This is a genomic window from Pseudarthrobacter quantipunctorum, assembly GCF_045291495.1.
GTDB lineage: Bacteria > Actinomycetota > Actinomycetes > Actinomycetales > Micrococcaceae > Arthrobacter > Arthrobacter quantipunctorum.
Genome location: NZ_CP148033.1, coordinates 3,666,972 through 3,683,246 on the forward strand (window position 1 = coordinate 3,666,972; position 16,275 = coordinate 3,683,246).

A 16,275-nucleotide genomic window follows, 5' to 3' on the forward strand; every position below is an offset into this window, starting at 1 on the left:
CGGAAGCACTTGCAGCGTCCCCGCACCTTTTCGGCGTGCCCAGCGCCCCGCTACTTCTACAACGTTCTAAAGATCTTCCTTGCGGCCCGCGGCAAGGCTTGTTTTCTGCACCGCTCCCCCGCTAGGTTATCGGGGAAGCGTTTTCCCGTTCTCAAATTGAAAGGATTCACTGATGAGTCCGCACCGTACTCCCGCGCGCCTCCTGTCCGTCGCCGCCGTGGGAATTGCCCTTACCGTAGGCTGCCTCGCCGCCCCCGCGTCCGCCGTCGAACGTTCTCCCAAGCCCGGCACGCCGGACGTCCAGCTGGACCACCTTGACCGCGGCCTTGTGGCCGCCAAAACGTCCGAAGGCGTCTTCCTGAGCTGGCGGCTCCTGGGCCACGAAGCCTCCGGTTCCTCAGCCACAGGCCTCACCGGGACGGACTTCAACGTCTACCGCGACGGCCAGAAACTGGCCACCGTGACCAACAGCACCAACTTCCAGGACACCGGCGGAACCGCCGCGTCCGGCTACCAGGTGCGGGCCGTCGTCGCAGGCGTGGAGGTGGACAGCAGCGCAACCGCAACGCCGTGGGGCGGCAACTTCAAGGACATCCCGCTGAAAAAGCCGGCAGACGGCGTCACCCCCGCCGGGCAGGCGTACACCTACAACGCCAATGACGCGTCCGTGGGGGACGTCGACGGCGACGGGCAGTACGAGTTCATCGTCAAGTGGGACCCGAACAACTCCAAAGACGTCTCCCAGGTGGGCTACACCGGCAACACCTATGTGGATACTTACAAGGCGGACGGTACGCTGCTGCACCGCATCGACCTGGGCGTCAACATTCGCTCCGGCGCCCACTACACCCAGATGCTGGTCAACGATTTCGACGGCGACGGGCGCGCCGAGATGATGATGAAGACAGCCCCGGGAACAAAGAGCACCAGCTTCACGGCCGACGGCAGCGTTGCTTCCGAGGGGTTCATTTCGCTGCTGCAGCAGGACATCGAGGCCGGCTACGCCAACTCGGACGACTACCGCATGAGCGCGGCAGACTACTACCGGCACATGGTGGCGACGTTCCAGGGCTGGACAGAACATCCGGAGGTGAAGGCCGGCAACTGGCCCGCCACGCTGGAGGAAGCGTTTGGCACCGCGCCGAAGTACCAGTACCCCCTGTCCCAGGCCGACGCTGAAGCACTGGCCGACTACTTCATGGACGTCTACGCCCCTTCCCGCAGCGCCAGGAACAACCTGCGGGCCTTCGAGGGCTTCATCGTGTCCGGCCCCGAATACCTGACGGTGTTTGAGGGTGCCACGGGCAAGGAGCTGAAGACCGTCGCCTATGAGCCGGGCAGGCACGACGACGGACTCATGTGGGGCGACTACGCCATGGCCCGCATTGAGCCGGGCAACAGGGTGGACCGGTTCCTTGCCGGCGTCGCCTACCTTGATGGCAAGAAGCCTGCGGCCGTGTTCGCCCGCGGCTACTACACCCGCAGCACGCTGGCCGCCTATACCTGGGACGGGTCCAACCTCGCGCCCGTCTGGGACGTCGACTCCGGCTGGACGCCCATGACCAACCCGTTCAACGACGGCCCGCACGGCCGGGACGGCACCGATCCGGAATTCGGCACGCTCACCACACAGGGCTTCCACTCGCTCAGCGCGTCCGACGTGGACGGCGACGGCAAGCAGGAGATCGTCTACGGCTCCGCCACCATCGACGACGACGGCTCGCTGCTGTACAGCTCCTTCGACACGATGCCCGATGCCAGCGCCACACCTGGTGAGGAAGCCCGGCTGGGCCACGGCGACGCCATGCACGTCACGGACATCGACCCTGCCCGTCCTGGCAAGGAGATCTTCACGGTGCATGAGGGCGGCACCTACGCCCCCTACGGATACGCCATGCGCGACGCCGCCACCGGCGAAGTACTCTTTGGCGCCTACTCCGGAAAGGACACCGGCCGGGGCATGATCGGCGACGTGGACCCCACCGTTCCCGGCATCGAGAACTGGGCCATCGGCATGCAGTCGGCCGACGGCGACAAGCTGAGCACCACAGCTCCCGGCACCAACATGAGCATCAAGTGGGCCGCGGACATGACCACGCAGATCATCAACGGCTCAGGCGAGCAGACGCCCACCATTGACGACTGGAAGCGGGGCCGGATGCTGACCGCTGAAGGCACCCGCACCAACAACGGCACCAAGGGCACACCCAGCCTGGTGGCAGACGTGGTGGGTGACTGGCGCGAAGAAATGCTGGTGCGGACGGCCGACAGTTCGGCGCTGCGCCTGTACCTGAGCACCGAGGTGACCAACCACAAGCTCTACACCCTCATGCACGATCCCCAGTACCGCGCCGAGGTTGCCCGGCAGAACACCACCTACAACCAGCCGTCCTACACGGACTTCTACCTTGCCTCGGACATGGACTTCGCCGGAGTGCCCCTGCGCGCGGCCTGGCTCCCCGGCAGTGTGAAGGCCCTGCAGCACGTGCTTGAAGACCTGGTGGAGTCAGGGGATGTGTCAGGGCCCGTGGCCAGCCAGCTGGCAGCCAGCGTCAAGCAGGCGGCGGCTGCTGTTGAAGACGGCGACACCTCGAAGGCCGGGCAGGCCATCCAACGCTTCGTGGACTTCCTGGCACAGCAGAAGGGCCCGGATGCCGTCTCCGACACCGCACGAGTATCCCTGCAGTACAACGCCGACAATATTCTTGGGGCATTCAAGGGCTAGGACAGGACAATCCGGGAGAGACTGTTCCAATGACACGTGCACCGCTGATCACACTCAATGACGGCCACTCCATTCCGCAGGTGGGGCTCGGCACCTGGCCGCTGGACGATGACCAGGCGGCCAACGCCGTCGTACAAGCCCTGGAAGCCGGGTACCGGCACATCGACACTGCCGTGAAGTATGGCAACGAGCAGGGTGTGGGAAACGGCATCCGCGCCAGCGGCGTGGACCGGGACGAGCTGTTCATCACCACCAAGCTGGACGGCCAGTTCCAGGGGAATGACCGGGCCGCAGAAGGACTGGAGGGGTCCTTGAAGCGGCTTGGACTGGATTATGTTGACCTGCTGCTGATCCACTGGCCCCTGCCGGCGCGGGACGACTACGTCTCCACCTGGCGGACCTTCGAACGGCTCCAGGCGGAGGGGAAGGTGCGCTCCATTGGGGTCTCCAACTTCAAGCCTGCCCACCTGGAACGGCTGATGGCTGAAACCGACGTTGTTCCCGCCCTCAACCAGATTCAGCTGTCCCCGGCAATAACCCGGACCGCCGAGCGGGACTTCCATAAGAAGCACGGCATCATCACCGAGTCCTACAGCCCGCTGGGCGGCTCCGGGGCTGGCCTCCTCGGCGCTCCCATCCTGTCCCAGCTCGGCGAAAAGCACGGGAAAACGCCTGGTCAACTGGTCCTTCGGTGGCACGTCCAGAACGGAATTGTAACGATTCCGAAAACAGCCAATCCGGAGCGGATGAGGGAAAACCTGGATATCTTCGATTTCACCCTGAATCCGCAGGATCTAGCGGAATTGGCTATCCTCGATGAGGGGCCCGATGCTGGCAACGACTCAGATGTAACGGGGCACTAAACCGCCCTGAAATGGGCTTTTTCTTACATCCGGGGTTGGCAAATAGATAGTAAGCATGATTACTATTGAGGCAGAAGGATGAAGTGTCTCCGGGATCCGGAGGCCTCCTTTACTTAGGAAGAGGAACAAAAAATGGGATTCATTGCATTTCTAATTCTCGGACTTATTGCTGGCGCGATCGCTAAGGCGATCCTCCCGGGCCGCCAGGGTGGCGGCTGGGTCATCACCCTGGTCCTCGGCGTCGTTGGAGCACTCCTCGGCGGCTGGATCGGCGGAATGATCTTTGGCACCGGACTGCAGGAGTTCTTCTCCCTGCAGACGTGGCTGCTGGCCATCGGCGGCGCGCTTATCGTGCTGCTGGTATACGGCATGGTCACCAAGCGCGGCGCACGCAGCTAACTGGCGCGCCAGCCAGGAGAGCCGGCCTGGGGACAACATCCCCGGGCCGGTTTTTCTATCTCCCGGCCTCTCTGGCCGGAACTGAACCTTCTCAGGGAGCAGGACCTCATCATGAAAAACAAACTTCTTTTGGGCGTAGGAATTGCCGCCGGATACGTGCTCGGATCACGGTCGGGCCGGGCAGCATACGACAAACTCAAAGCTCGCGCCGCGGGCATCTGGGACAGCAAGCCGGTGCAGGACAAGGTTGCTGTTGCCACGGAGACCATCAAGGAAAAGGCTCCTGAAGTCGCGGACCAGCTGACTGAGGCGGCCCGCCGGGCAGGCACAGTCATTGGGTCCGCAATGCACCGCGAGGGCGCGGCCGGTGACAAGAAGTCCTCAACGTCCGGCGACGCCGCATCAGCCGGTGCCGCCAGCACCGGTGCTGCGGGTACTTCGGGCGGTTTGGGCACGACTGGTGCCGGTGCTGCTGGTACCGGCGCTGCTGGTGCCCCGGGCAGTGGCGACCTTGGCGGGGACCACATCCCCGCCCACAGCACACACCCGGAAACGCACAATCTCGGGACCTCGGACGAGACTGGTTCGAAGTCATAACAGGCCGCTCGTACGGCTTGCGGCAGAGCGGTTGCCGCTTGACAACGTAATCACCGCTTGCGTGTGCTACAACTGAATGGCTTTGCTGGCCGTCGCGATCCTTGGGGGACGCGGCGGCCAGCGGCGTCTTAAGAACTCAGCCGGTAACCAGCACGGCAGGCGGTCGCCAATACAACACGGCTCCCCGTGTGGATAACCCGGCCAGGCTGGCACCGGCTTCCCGGGTTATCCACATAGCCGCTTTAGCTGGCCCTTTTTGTCAGTGGTCTTTGGCAGAGTTGACTCATGAAGGTGCTTGGGAACCAGCTTGCGGAGTTCAGTGGTTATGCCGCCCTGCTCTCCAACGCAGGTTCCCTCCCTCCATCTGGAACAGGCGCCCGGCCCGTCTCAGCCCGCCTCTATGAAGTCGTAGGCCAGGGCACTGTGGCTCCCCCGGATCCCGTTCCGCTCCCCGCGCTGGCTGGTGACGATGCATCCGGACGGGTCGAGGAATCAGGTGGACAGCCGCAAGCCGGGCTGGCTGAAATCGGGGGCCTCCTCAATGCTGCGGCGCTGGCCGCCCCGGATGCTCTTGCAGTGGCCGGCTATGTTGAGGCTTCTGACTTCGCCGGCCAGGTTGAGGACCTCGCCCGGAGTGTTGAATGCCTGCAGCTACTCGCTGCCGGCGCTGTGGACCGCACCCGAAGCGAAGCAATCACCGCCGCGACTGCGGCCCGGTCCACCCGGTCCCGGGGTTGGGTCACCGGGTGGGAGAACGACGTCGAAATACTCAATGAGACAGACGCTGGCTGGCCGGGCCAGGCTACACCGGGCGACGCGGAGCCCAGCGACCCGACACCCGGCGACCCGACACCCAGCGCAGCCACTGCTGCTCATGGCGTTGTCACTGCCGGTGCGGGTACCGGGACGAGGGGTGGCGTGCCGGTCGTGACTTCGCCCGCCGACGACGGGTGCAGGAACACCGCGGAGTTCCTCCGCCTCCGGCTCCGGATTCCCCTGCGCGAGGCCCGCCGCCGCCTCGCACTTGCCCACCAGGCCCTGCCCGGCACCAGCCTCACCGGCGAACCCCTTCCACCGGCCCTGCCACATCTCGCGTGCGCCCTTGCCCCGGCACCCAACCCACTTTCGGCTGGGCCAGCCGATGGCGCAGCGACTCCTGAGGCAACAGCCGCGGACACGCCCAACGACACGACTGAGGGCACGAACGGGGACTCGCTGGCGGCCGTCGCTTCAGCGCCCGTGGTGTCCTCTTACGCCGGGACGATCATCACTGCTGCGCTGGACCGGATCCGGCATCACACCACTCCGGATGTCTTGGACCGGATTGAACATGACCTCACCGCCGCCGCGGCCGCCGCCGATCCCGACTTCGTAGCCCGGTTGGCCCAGCGCTGGGCCGAGACCATCGACGCCGACGGCACCGAACCCACCGAGGAAGCCCTCCGCCACACCCAGGGCGCGTTCATCCGCAAACCCCGCCACGGCTTGCACCGCCTCGAAATCTTCGCCACCACCGACCAGTACGAACACCTCCTCACGGTCATGAACGCCGCCACCAACCCCCGCACCTCCGTCCCCAACGGTCTCGGCCTTTCCAACGGCGCTTGCGCCTACTCCAACGCCGGTTCCGGTACAGGTACCGGGGCCGACTCCGACTCCGACTCCGACGCCGGCGGCGACGCCGGGGTTGGAAGTTGCAGCACAAGGGACATAGTCACCGGCGCCGTTAGCGGAGACGGAAGTAGGTCCGCGCAAGACTCTGCCTGGCACGACGCCGGCCCGGGGTCCGGCTGGGACCTGGACCGCCGCACCCGCCCCCAAAAACAACTGGATGGCATTATCAGCGCCGTCAAAGCAGGGCTCACCACCAATGCCCTGCCAATCACCGGCGGCAACCGGCCCCAGATCATTGCCACCATCAACTACAAGGACCTTTTCCCCCACCGCCGCGACCCCTCCGGCGGTCTGGAATCCGGCCCGCGCGGCGCAGGCGGGGGTAGCGCAGGCACCGGCACCTGCACCTGCACCTGCACCTGCACCTGCACCGGCAGCATTATGGACCCAAGCATGGACGCAGCTGCGGGCGTCGGCAGCGGCACTGGCACCCGCAGGGGCCTAGATACCGCGACAGGAACAGCACGCAGATCCGGATCGGGGAACTTCGTCTTTACCGGGCCAGTGGCCGCCGCTACCCTGCGCAAAATGGCCTGCGACGCCGACATCATCCCGGCTGTCCTGGGCAGCCACGGCGAAATCCTGGACCTCGGACGCAAAAACCGCCTCTTTACGCCGGCCCAGCGGCTCGCCCTCACCGCCCGCGACCAAGGTTGTACCTTCCCCAACTGCACCATTCCCGCACCGTGGTGCGAAGCCCACCACATCACCTACTGGTCAGACGGCGGACCCACTTCCACCAGCAACGGCGCACTTCTCTGCTCAGCGCACCACCACCTCATCCACAAAGAACAATGGACCATCTCCACCCGGCACGGCACACCTTGGTACACACCCCCGAAACACATCGACCCCCACCAAAAGCCACAACAAAACGACTACTTCAGGCCACCCCCGCCGCCTCAAACACAGCGGGAGTGAGAAGACTCCAAGCCGTGATTTGTTCGATAAACCAGGCGGCGAAGATGCGTGTTTCCCGATATTGTCTTTCTCGGTATTCCTCCCAACGAGATGATCTGCCATTCACACCCACATGGAAGAAAGAACCGGCATGCGCGCGTCAGCAGCTACTGTCTGGCAAGTTGTCCACTCCGCGAGCCGCCGGCTGGGCGCTGATCTCTCGGGTTTGCCCGACGAACAGCGGACCCTCGCCTCACTCTGCCCAGGATGGGAAATCCTTGATGTCCCGGCTCACATGGTGAATACGGCGCGAACCAGCCGGCTCCCGTTCGCCCGAGACTTGGTGATGGCACGCAAAGACTTCGATCGCGCGAGGGTGCACGGTATAGCCCGGGAGAAGCGGCAGGACCCACAGGAGAGTCTCAGCGCCTTCACGGAGGTTGCTGGGTTCACGCGCACGCCACCGAAAGAGAGGCTCGACGGCAGCGGCGCCTCCCGCCTCATCCGGGCAGCCGCTGGCACGTCGGCTTCGTATGAGCGCCAACAATTAACGCCAGCCGAGAGGGTTCCATGACGACACCGACAAGCGAGCACTTATGGGCGCTGGCCCACACTGAGCGGGCCGCGCTGGCAAAGGACCTCTCTGCGCTCAGCCCGGAGCAATGGCAGCATCGCAGTCTCTGTGCGCAGTGGGACGTTGAGCAGGTTCTCGCCCACCTCACGGCCGCAGCCAGCCTGAACCAGTGGCAGTGGTTCCGCAGCATACTGGGCGCGCGTTTCCGGCCCGACGTCCACAATCAGCGCAGGCTGGCCGAGCACCGCGGCAGGACACCTACCGAGACCCTCGAGCGCTTCCGCGCGGTAATCGGCAGTACCACGGCGCCCTCCGGCCACACTGCGGCCTACCTCGGCGAGGTCGTCGTGCATGCCCAAGACATCCGCCAACCGCTGGGACTTCCCCGGACACCCAGCATCGAGGCTTTGACCTTCGTGGCCGAATTTTTCGCCGAACGCGACTTCACCGTGCACAGCCGCACAAGCATCGCAGGCCTGGAATTGCGCGCTGACGACGGACCATTCACAACGGGCACCGGACCGCTGGTCACCGGATCGACGCTCGCCCTGGTGATGTCCATGGCTGGCCGTAAACCTTACCTGGGCGAGCTCGCGGGACCCGGTTCGCCTGTCCTCCAGTCGCGGATCCAGGGCACCACACCCTGACCTGCCTCCGGTCAGGGTCTGGACAAGACAGTGCAGGCACACTTAGCATCACGAAACCGCCTGGGTGCGCGTGCCCCGACGGAGGGAACCGACCACCACAGTCCCGTCCAGCTCATCATCATGGACGGTCCGGACCGTTAACCCCGCCTCAGCCACAATCGCGGATGTCCGTTCGGCCTGCTGCCCACTGGTTTCGATCAGCAGGTGCCCGTCAGGCGTAAGCCATTGGAGGGCCTGTGCTGCCACGCGGCGGTGGAAGTCCAGTCCGTCGCCGCCCCCGTCGAGCGCAGCGCGGGACTCGTAGAGGCGCGCTTCACGCGGCATTGTTCTGAGCGCTTCCGTGGGGACGTAGGGAGCGTTGACGGCGAGAATCCGCACCCGGCCTTCAAGCGCCGGTGGCAGTGCCCCGAAAAGGTCACCCTGGTACACGCGACCGCCAACGGGGTCCACATTGCGGCGGGCACAGTTCACGGCGGCAGGATCGATATCAGCCGAGTGCACTTCCGCTGCCGGGTGCAGCCGGGCAATGGCCGTACCCACCGCGCCCGAACCGCAACAAAGGTCCACAACAATCGGGGGCGGTGAAGATACCCGGTCCCGCAGCAGAGTTACTGCCTGCTGAACCAGCAGTTCTGTCCGCCGCCGGGGCACAAAAACACCCGGGTCTACGGCGATGCGGTCCCCGCAAAAGTCCGCCCATCCAAGAATGTGTTCCAGCGGCATGCCGGAAATGCGGCGGTCCACCCATTCGGCGAGTCCCGCGGAATCCGGCGCCTCAGCCACCAGCAGCAGCGCCTCGTCTTCCGCGAAGACACAGCCTGCTGCCCGCAGGGCGGAAACTATGGGAGCAAGGGCCTGGGGCGCGGCAGTCGACTCGCAGGTGCGCATCATCATCCCTTCCCAACGGCCCCGATAGCCAGAAGCGGGGCTGGAGCCCAATGTTAGTGGGCAAGTGCACCGCAAAGCATCCATTTGTTGGCAGGATGGAACCATGACTTCTCCTGCCCCGCGCACTGTCATTTGGACCGGTACCTACACCCCCGACGGGGGTGGCCGGGCAGGCGGCATTGGCGCCCTTGCCGCGCACCCGGACGGAAGCCTCGAATGGCTGGGAACTGCGGCAAAGACGGACTCGCCATCCTTCGTTGCCGTCCATCCCACGCTGCCCGTCGTGTACGCAGTAGCAGAGCAGCGCAAAATGGTCCGGGCTTTCCGCCGCTCAGGCGACTTTGGGCTGGAGCCCCTGGGTGAGCCGCAACCCGCCGGAGAAGCAACCTGCCATGTCGCTGTGGACCCGCAGGGCCGCTTCGTCACCGCAGCCTGCTGGGGCGACGGCCAAGTCCTGCTCTACGAACTGGATGCCGACGGCGGGATGACCCGCCGGCTCCCCGCGGCCCCGTCGGTGGATCCACACGCGGGCCTTAATCCAGGTGAGCCGCGGCAAAGCCGCGCCCACGCCAGCCTGATGCTGGCGGACGGGCGCATCATGACCACGGACCTGGGCCACGACATCCTTCGGGTCTGGAACTACGTGCCGGGCACCGGATTGGTGGCTGACCACGAGGTTGTCCTGCCCTTCGGCACTGGCCCCCGGCACATGGTGCAGCATCAGAACGGGAACGTGTTCGTGGTGTCCGAGTACTCCGTCGAAGTGTTCATCGTGAGGCCGGAAGCGGGTACCTTCGAGCTGGTTTTCCGCGGGCCGGCAACGTCCGGCGGCAGCCTCCCGGACGACTCCGGTGCGGAAATCTGCCTCGGCTTCCAGGGGGCTTATGCCTATGTGGGCGTGCGTGGCTCCAACATCATCAGCGTGCTCGAGGTTGGTGCCGGGGGGACGGAACTGGTTCCGGTCAAGGACACGCCCAGCGGCGGAAACTGGCCGCGCCACCACCTGGTGAGGGGTAACTGGCTCCACGTAGCCCATGAGCGGTCCGACAACGTGGCCACCTTTGCGCTGAATACCCTCACGGGCTGCCCGGGAGAAGTAGTCCACGATCTCCAGACCCCCTCCCCCACCGCCCTGGTGCCCGCAGGCTAGGGCCGGCGGCTGCGAAAGACTGCCGCATTCCGGACGGGGTCTCCGGGCACGCCTGCGTGGGCGGGAGAAGTACCAGCTGGGCTGGGATGGCCCCGCACAATCGCTGGAGTTATTCCGTGCAAGCGCTTACAGTTGTGACGTGCCTCACGGAAAGGCTGGCTTTCCTGTGAACCGCACTCCTCCTTGCCGCCTGTTTTCCCTCGGCAAGCCTGAACAGCAGCGACGCTCCCAGGAAGGTCTCACCCCTTGTCATTCCGCACCCATCCCAGCGTGCCCGCGCGCACCCGCCCATCGGCCGCTCCACCACCTGCCCGCACGTCCCTCAAAACCACCGCCTTCCGTTCAGCCGCCGGGCTGCTGGCAGCCGCCGTCGCGGTTTCAGCGGCAGTCCTCCCCGCCCAGGCCGCACCCGGCCCCAAGGACCCCGACACGTCGTCGGCCTTCCATTCACTTCGCGCTCCCGTCACGGACGAGAATTTCTATTTCGTCATGGCTGACCGCTTCAGTAACGGGAACTCCGCAAATGACGACGGCGGACTGGGCGGCGATCCCATGGTTTCCGGATTCGACCCCACCAGAAAGGGGTTCTACAACGGCGGAGACCTGGCCGGCCTGCTGGACAAAATCGACTACATCCAGGGGTTGGGAACCACGTCCATCTGGCTCACCCCAAGTTTCAAGAACAAGGCGGTTCAGCCCGAGGACAAATCCGCCGGGTACCACGGGTACTGGATTACGGACTTCACCCAAATCGATCCGCACCTCGGCACCAATGATGAGCTGAAGGCCCTCATCGACGAGGCCCACTCCCGTGGCATGAAGGTCTACTTTGACATCATCACCAACCACACGGCGGATGTCATCGGCTACGAGGACAGCGAGGGGAAAGACGTCCGCAAAGGATACACCTCCAAGGACGAGGTGCCGTACAAGACCGCGGACGGCGAGCCGTTCGACGACCGCGACTACGCCGGTTCGGAAAGCTTCCCGGAACTCAACCCGGAAACGTCCTTCCCCTACGTTCCGGTCCTGGAGGAAGGCGAGGAGGACCTGAAGGTTCCCGCCTGGTTGAACGATCCCGCGCTCTACCACAACCGCGGCGACACAACCTTCGTTGGCGAGGACGCCTACTACGGCGATTTCTTCGGCCTGGACGACCTCTTCACCGAGCATCCCACCGTGGTGGACGGCATGAAGGACATCTACAAGACCTGGATTGGTGACTTCGGCGTTGACGGCTTCCGCATCGACACCATGAAGCACGTCAACAACGAGTTCTGGCAGGAGTTCGGCCCGGATGTCCTGAGTTACGCCAAAGCCCAGGGCAAGGACGAGTTCTTTATGTTTGGTGAGGTCTTCGACACCACCAAGAGCTTCACCTCCCAGTTCACAACCCGGAACCAGATGCAGGCCGTCCTGGACTTCCCCTTCCAGGACGCAGCCCGCAGCTTCGCCTCCAAGAGCCAGGACGCCCGCACGCTGGAGACCTTCTTCGCCGGCGATGACTGGTACACGGACGCGGACTCGAACGTCTACCAGCTGCCAACGTTCCTCGGGAACCACGACATGGGCCGCATCGGCAGCTTCATCGCCGCGGACAACCCCGGATCGTCGGACGCCGAGCAGGTGGCCCGCGACCAGCTGGCCCACGAGCTCATGTACTTCTCCCGCGGCAACCCCGTCATCTATTACGGCGACGAGCAGGGCTTCACCGGCCCGGGCGGTGATCAGGACGCCCGCCAGACGCTGTTCGCCAGCCAGGTGCCGGAGTACCTCGACGACGACCTGCTGGGCACGGACGCTACGCACGCCACCGACAACTTCAACACCGCGCACCCGCTGTACAACAAGATCAGCGAACTGGCCACGCTCACCAAGGAGCACCCGGCCCTGCGCGACGGCGCCCACCAGCACCGCTACGCCTCCGAGGGCCCGGGCATCTACGCATTCTCCCGCACGGATGCCGGGGACCAGCGCGAGTACGTGGTGGCCCTGAACAACAGCGAACAGGCACAGACCGCAGAAGTGCCCACCTACATCTCAAAACGCAACTACACCCGCATCTACGGGGACGCTGCCGCTGAAACCAAGACGTCGGAGACCGGCACGCTGACCGTCACGGTCCCGCCGCTCTCCGCCGTGGTCTACCAGTCCTCCGGGCGGATCCCGCACTCCAAGGCCGCGCCCGCCGTCGTCCTCCAGGACCCGGCAGCGGCTCCCGGCGATAACGGACGCCTCAAGGTGACGGCCGACGTCGGCGGTTCTTCGTTCTATGAGGTCACCTTTGAAGCCAGGACGGCAGGCGGAGGATGGGCGCCGATCGGCACCGACGACACCGCGCCGTACCAGGTGTTCCATGACGTGGCGGCGCTGGATGCCGGCACGCCGGTCGAGTACCGCGCCACCGTGCTGGACAACGGCGGGCACACCGCCACCGCGCAGCCACGCACGGCAAGCGTTCCCGCTCCGGTGGTGGCGCTGAACAAGCCCGCGGAAGGCAGCAGCGCCGAGGGCCAGGTGGAGCTCAGTGCCACCGTGGACCCCGAGAAGGCAAGCCACACAGTTACGTTCGAACGGAGCGTGGCAGGCGGCGCCTGGACTGCGGTAGCCACGGATGATTCCTCGCCCGTGTATGCGGCAGAGGACGACGTCTCCGGGCTCGATGACGGTACCAAGGTGGCCTACCGGGCCGCGATGACCGGTCCAGGCTTCAGCGTGGTCAGCGAAACCCGGACCGTGACGGTGGGCGAAGCACCGCAGCCCCAGTCCGTGACAGTAGCGGGTTCCCTGAACCAGGCAATGGGCTGCACCAAACCGTGGGATCCGGCGTGTTCCCGGGCAATGATGGTGCTCGACCCCGCCGACAAGATCTGGCGGCTCACGGTGGATCTTCCTGAGGGGCAGTACGAATACAAGGCAGCGCTGAACGGCGGCTGGGACGAGAACTATGGTGCCGGCGGCGCGTTCAACGGGCCGAACATCATGCTGGACCATCCCGGCGGTCCGGTGACGTTCCGCTACGACAACAGCACGCACCTGCTCAGCGCCGTCTACGCCTCCCAGCAGCCCGGGGCTGTGGCGGCTGCGGGGAGCATGAACAGTGAGCTTGGCTGCGCCACGGACTGGGAACCTGCCTGCGACCAGGCACAGCTCGTGCTCGATCCGGCCGACCTCGTATGGAAGCTGTCCGCGTCGGCCCTGCCTGCCGGCACCTATGAATTCAAGGCCGCCCTGGACCGGTCCTGGAATGTCAGCTACGGCGCGGGCGGCGCCTCACCGGGTTCCAACATCGTGTTCAAGCACGACGGCGGCCTGGCCACCTTCCGCTACGACCACTTCACGCACGTGATCACGGCCGGCTAGCGGAACCGGCGTTTAGCAGCAACGCGAGGCCACTCCTTCGCCGTTCCGGATTCCGGACGGTCGAGGGAGTGGCCTCGCGTTGCTGGCTGACAGGTTGCTGTGCGTGACAACAAGCCGGCGGGCGTCTAGCTGCGCAGGGCTCCTTCCACTGCCGCCAGCAGCGAGTTGAACCGGGCATTCGCGGGAAGATCGTCAAGGAACACCGGTTTGCCGTCCGGCCCACCCAGTGGAACCTGCCAGTTCGGATACAGCGCTTCGGTGGTGCCGGGCTGGTTCTGGACCCGCCGCTCCCCCACCGCGTCCACCAGGGCAACGCCCAGCAGGACCGACGGCGTCTGGGTGAGCAGGAGGTGCAGCGCCTCGATGGTCTGTTCCTCCGTTTCCGGATGCCCGCCAGCGGTTGTTCCGGGCAGGTAGCCACGCTCCCGCACCATGGCCAGCATTTTCTCCAGGGCGGCGTTGTGCTCGGCCCGCTCCTCCGCCTCGGACCGCTCCAGCAGGCCCAGCCCGCTGCGCAGCGCCACATGGTCCCCGGCCAGGTAACCGGCCGTGGGCGGAAGGTCATGGGTATTGACGCTGGCGAGCGCCTGCGTCCGGTACTTTTCGGGCGCAAGGGGCGAGTCGCCGTCGTACTCGAACCAAAGGATGGACGTCCCCAGGATGCCGCGGGCAGCCAGGTAGTCCCGCACCCAGGGCTCGAAGGTGCCCAGGTCCTCGCCGATCACCACGGCTCCGGCACGCTGCGCCTCCAGGGCGAGGATGCCGATCAGCGCCTCGTGGTCGTAACGGACGTAGGCGCCGTCACCCGGGGCGTTTCCCACCGGGATCCACCAGAGCCGGAAAAGGCCAAGGATGTGGTCCACTCGGATACCGCCCGCGTGCCGCAGCACTGTGGCCAGCATGTTCCGGAACGGGATGTAGCCGGCCTCGGCCAGGCGGGCAGGGTGCCAGGGCGGCTGCCCCCAGTCCTGTCCCTGCTGGTTGTACATGTCCGGCGGGGCACCCACGCTGGTGGCGGGAGCCAATACGTCGCGCAGTGTCCAGGCATCGGCGCTGCTGTGGTCCACGCCGACGGCGAGGTCGTGCACCACGCCGAGCCGCATGCCGGACCGGAGGGCGGCCCGCTGGGCCTCTTCGAGCTGCTCGTCGCAGATCCACTGCAGCCACCGGTGGAACCCGATCCGGTCCCCAAGTTTCTCCCGCAGCGCCTCCGCCTCCCGGGTGCCCAGTGCGAAGGCGGGATCGGTCCACAGCGGATCATCCGGAGCGAAGTCCTCCCGGATGGCGGACCACAGCGCAAAATCATCCAGTCCTTGGCCGGAGATCCGGCAGAACTCATCAAAGGCAGCCTGCCTGGCCGGGGAGCGCCGTGCGTGGTAGAGCATTTCCAGGGCCTGGAGCTTGGCCGCGTAGACGGCGTTCCGGTCCAGCCGGGCGCCATCCTTGTTAAGCCCGAACACTTCCTCACGGAGCTTCTCCACCGCGGCGCGCCGGCGCGGCTTCAGGTAGCCCAGCTCGGGAATGGCTTCGATACGGATGTAGAGCGGGTTGAAGAACCGGCGCGTCGACGGCGAGTACGGGGACGGCTGCACCGGCGGAACGGGCTCAGCCGCGTGCAGCGGGTTGACCAGCACGTAGTCGGCACCGCGTTCGCCGCTGATGGCCGCGAGGTCGGCAAGGTCCGCGAAGTCGCCGATCCCCCAGGAGCGCCTGGACCGGACGGAATAGAGCTGTGTGGCCAAGCCCCAGCCGCGGCGCTCTTCGAGCGGTTGCGCGGTGGTGAGCTGGCGCGGCGTCACCACCAGGGTGGCCTCCGCGCTCACGTCGCCGGCACGGGCGGTCAGGGTGTGCCAGCCGAGGGGCAGGTCCTGCGGGAGGGCGAAGGTAAGGCGCCGGGTGGCCACGCCGTCGACATTCCGCGGCTGTTCCCGGACGTCCTCCTGGACCGCATCGATACCGGAACCGTCCTCGAGGGCAATGCCCAGCTGCACGGCAGCGCCGTCACGCGCATGGACCGGGACCAGCGCGGGTTCACCCTGCTGGATTACGACGGCGGGGGGCAGCATCCGCCGCCAGGGGGCCAGTTCAGCTTCCGCCAGTGCGGCCTCGATGGCCTGGTTGGTGTCCGCCTGCACGCCCAAGGCGGCCAGGACCTTGATCAGCGTCTCTTCAGCCACCGTATGCGGCAGCCCATCCCAGCCCTGGAACGAGGTACCCACGCCATGCGCGTCGGCCAGCTTCTGGAGCAGATGGGGGTCCACGGCCGCGCCGGCAGTAGCACCGCCCGCGGCGCGCGAAAGCCCGGGAGGGTCTGTTGGCATCCCTGTGCGCTGTGGGTGCTGCTGGTCTGAAGCCGTCATGCGTGTCCGCCTCGTCTGGTGTGATGTGGCCCGAACTTACAGTGCTGCCTGTTGCACCGGGCGCCTGCACCCCCGCGCACAACCGATTGGTTCAGATTATTGCAGGGCGGCGCAGAGACGAAACCAGGCCTGGCC

Annotated in this window: 11 protein-coding genes; 9 read left to right on the plus strand and 2 right to left on the minus strand. The window is 65.8% G+C overall.

What is annotated here, in order from left to right; genetic code table 11:
- Nucleotides 1-172 precede the first annotated feature (172 nt).
- From WHH00_RS16735 to WHH00_RS16765, 7 genes are all read left to right on the plus strand, one after another.
- Nucleotides 173-2,725: a rhamnogalacturonan lyase gene (locus tag WHH00_RS16735; protein ID WP_406634526.1), complete on the plus strand. Its 2,553-nt coding sequence runs from the start codon at nt 173-175 to the stop codon at nt 2,723-2,725.
- Between the two features lie 29 nt (nt 2,726-2,754).
- The gene (locus tag WHH00_RS16740) at nt 2,755-3,588 is read left to right on the plus strand and encodes an aldo/keto reductase (RefSeq protein WP_406634528.1); all 834 of its coding nucleotides are present in this window, start codon (nt 2,755-2,757) and stop codon (nt 3,586-3,588) included.
- Between the two features lie 132 nt (nt 3,589-3,720).
- Entirely contained in the window at nt 3,721-3,987 is a 267-nt protein-coding gene (locus WHH00_RS16745; protein ID WP_231457116.1) for a GlsB/YeaQ/YmgE family stress response membrane protein, read from the plus strand.
- A gap of 111 nt (nt 3,988-4,098) precedes the next feature.
- Nucleotides 4,099-4,584 (plus strand): hypothetical protein, encoded by a 486-nt coding sequence (locus tag WHH00_RS16750; RefSeq protein ID WP_406634530.1) that lies wholly within the window; start codon nt 4,099-4,101, stop codon nt 4,582-4,584.
- Between the two features lie 285 nt (nt 4,585-4,869).
- Nucleotides 4,870-7,179: an HNH endonuclease signature motif containing protein gene (locus tag WHH00_RS16755; RefSeq protein WP_406634532.1), complete on the plus strand. Its 2,310-nt coding sequence runs from the start codon at nt 4,870-4,872 to the stop codon at nt 7,177-7,179.
- Nucleotides 7,180-7,309: 130 nt separating this feature from the next.
- The gene (locus WHH00_RS16760) at nt 7,310-7,732 is read left to right on the plus strand and encodes a maleylpyruvate isomerase N-terminal domain-containing protein (protein ID WP_406634534.1); all 423 of its coding nucleotides are present in this window, start codon (nt 7,310-7,312) and stop codon (nt 7,730-7,732) included.
- Nucleotides 7,729-8,379 (plus strand): maleylpyruvate isomerase family mycothiol-dependent enzyme, encoded by a 651-nt coding sequence (locus tag WHH00_RS16765; RefSeq protein ID WP_406634536.1) that lies wholly within the window; start codon nt 7,729-7,731, stop codon nt 8,377-8,379. The genes WHH00_RS16760 and WHH00_RS16765 overlap by 4 nt, the downstream gene beginning before the upstream one ends.
- A gap of 48 nt (nt 8,380-8,427) precedes the next feature.
- On the opposite strand, the gene WHH00_RS16770 is transcribed toward WHH00_RS16765, so the two are convergent.
- On the minus strand, nt 8,428-9,273 hold the full coding sequence (locus WHH00_RS16770) for a putative protein N(5)-glutamine methyltransferase (protein ID WP_406634539.1): 846 nt from the start codon (nt 9,271-9,273) through the stop codon (nt 8,428-8,430).
- A gap of 97 nt (nt 9,274-9,370) precedes the next feature.
- On the opposite strand from WHH00_RS16770, the gene WHH00_RS16775 reads away from it, so the two are divergent.
- Together WHH00_RS16775 and WHH00_RS16780 are read left to right on the plus strand one after the other, a co-directional pair.
- Nucleotides 9,371-10,417, plus strand: coding sequence for a lactonase family protein (locus tag WHH00_RS16775; protein ID WP_406634540.1), 1,047 nt, complete (start codon nt 9,371-9,373; stop codon nt 10,415-10,417).
- A gap of 246 nt (nt 10,418-10,663) precedes the next feature.
- Nucleotides 10,664-13,780 carry an alpha-amylase family glycosyl hydrolase gene (locus WHH00_RS16780; RefSeq protein WP_406634542.1) on the plus strand — a complete coding sequence of 1,039 codons (3,117 nt, stop codon included), beginning with the start codon at nt 10,664-10,666 and terminating at the stop codon, nt 13,778-13,780.
- A gap of 125 nt (nt 13,781-13,905) precedes the next feature.
- Here the strand turns inward: WHH00_RS16780 and malQ are convergent, their stop codons facing one another.
- The gene (gene malQ / locus WHH00_RS16785) at nt 13,906-16,140 is read right to left on the minus strand and encodes a 4-alpha-glucanotransferase (protein WP_406634544.1); all 2,235 of its coding nucleotides are present in this window, start codon (nt 16,138-16,140) and stop codon (nt 13,906-13,908) included.
- Between the last annotated feature and the right edge of the window lie 135 nt (nt 16,141-16,275).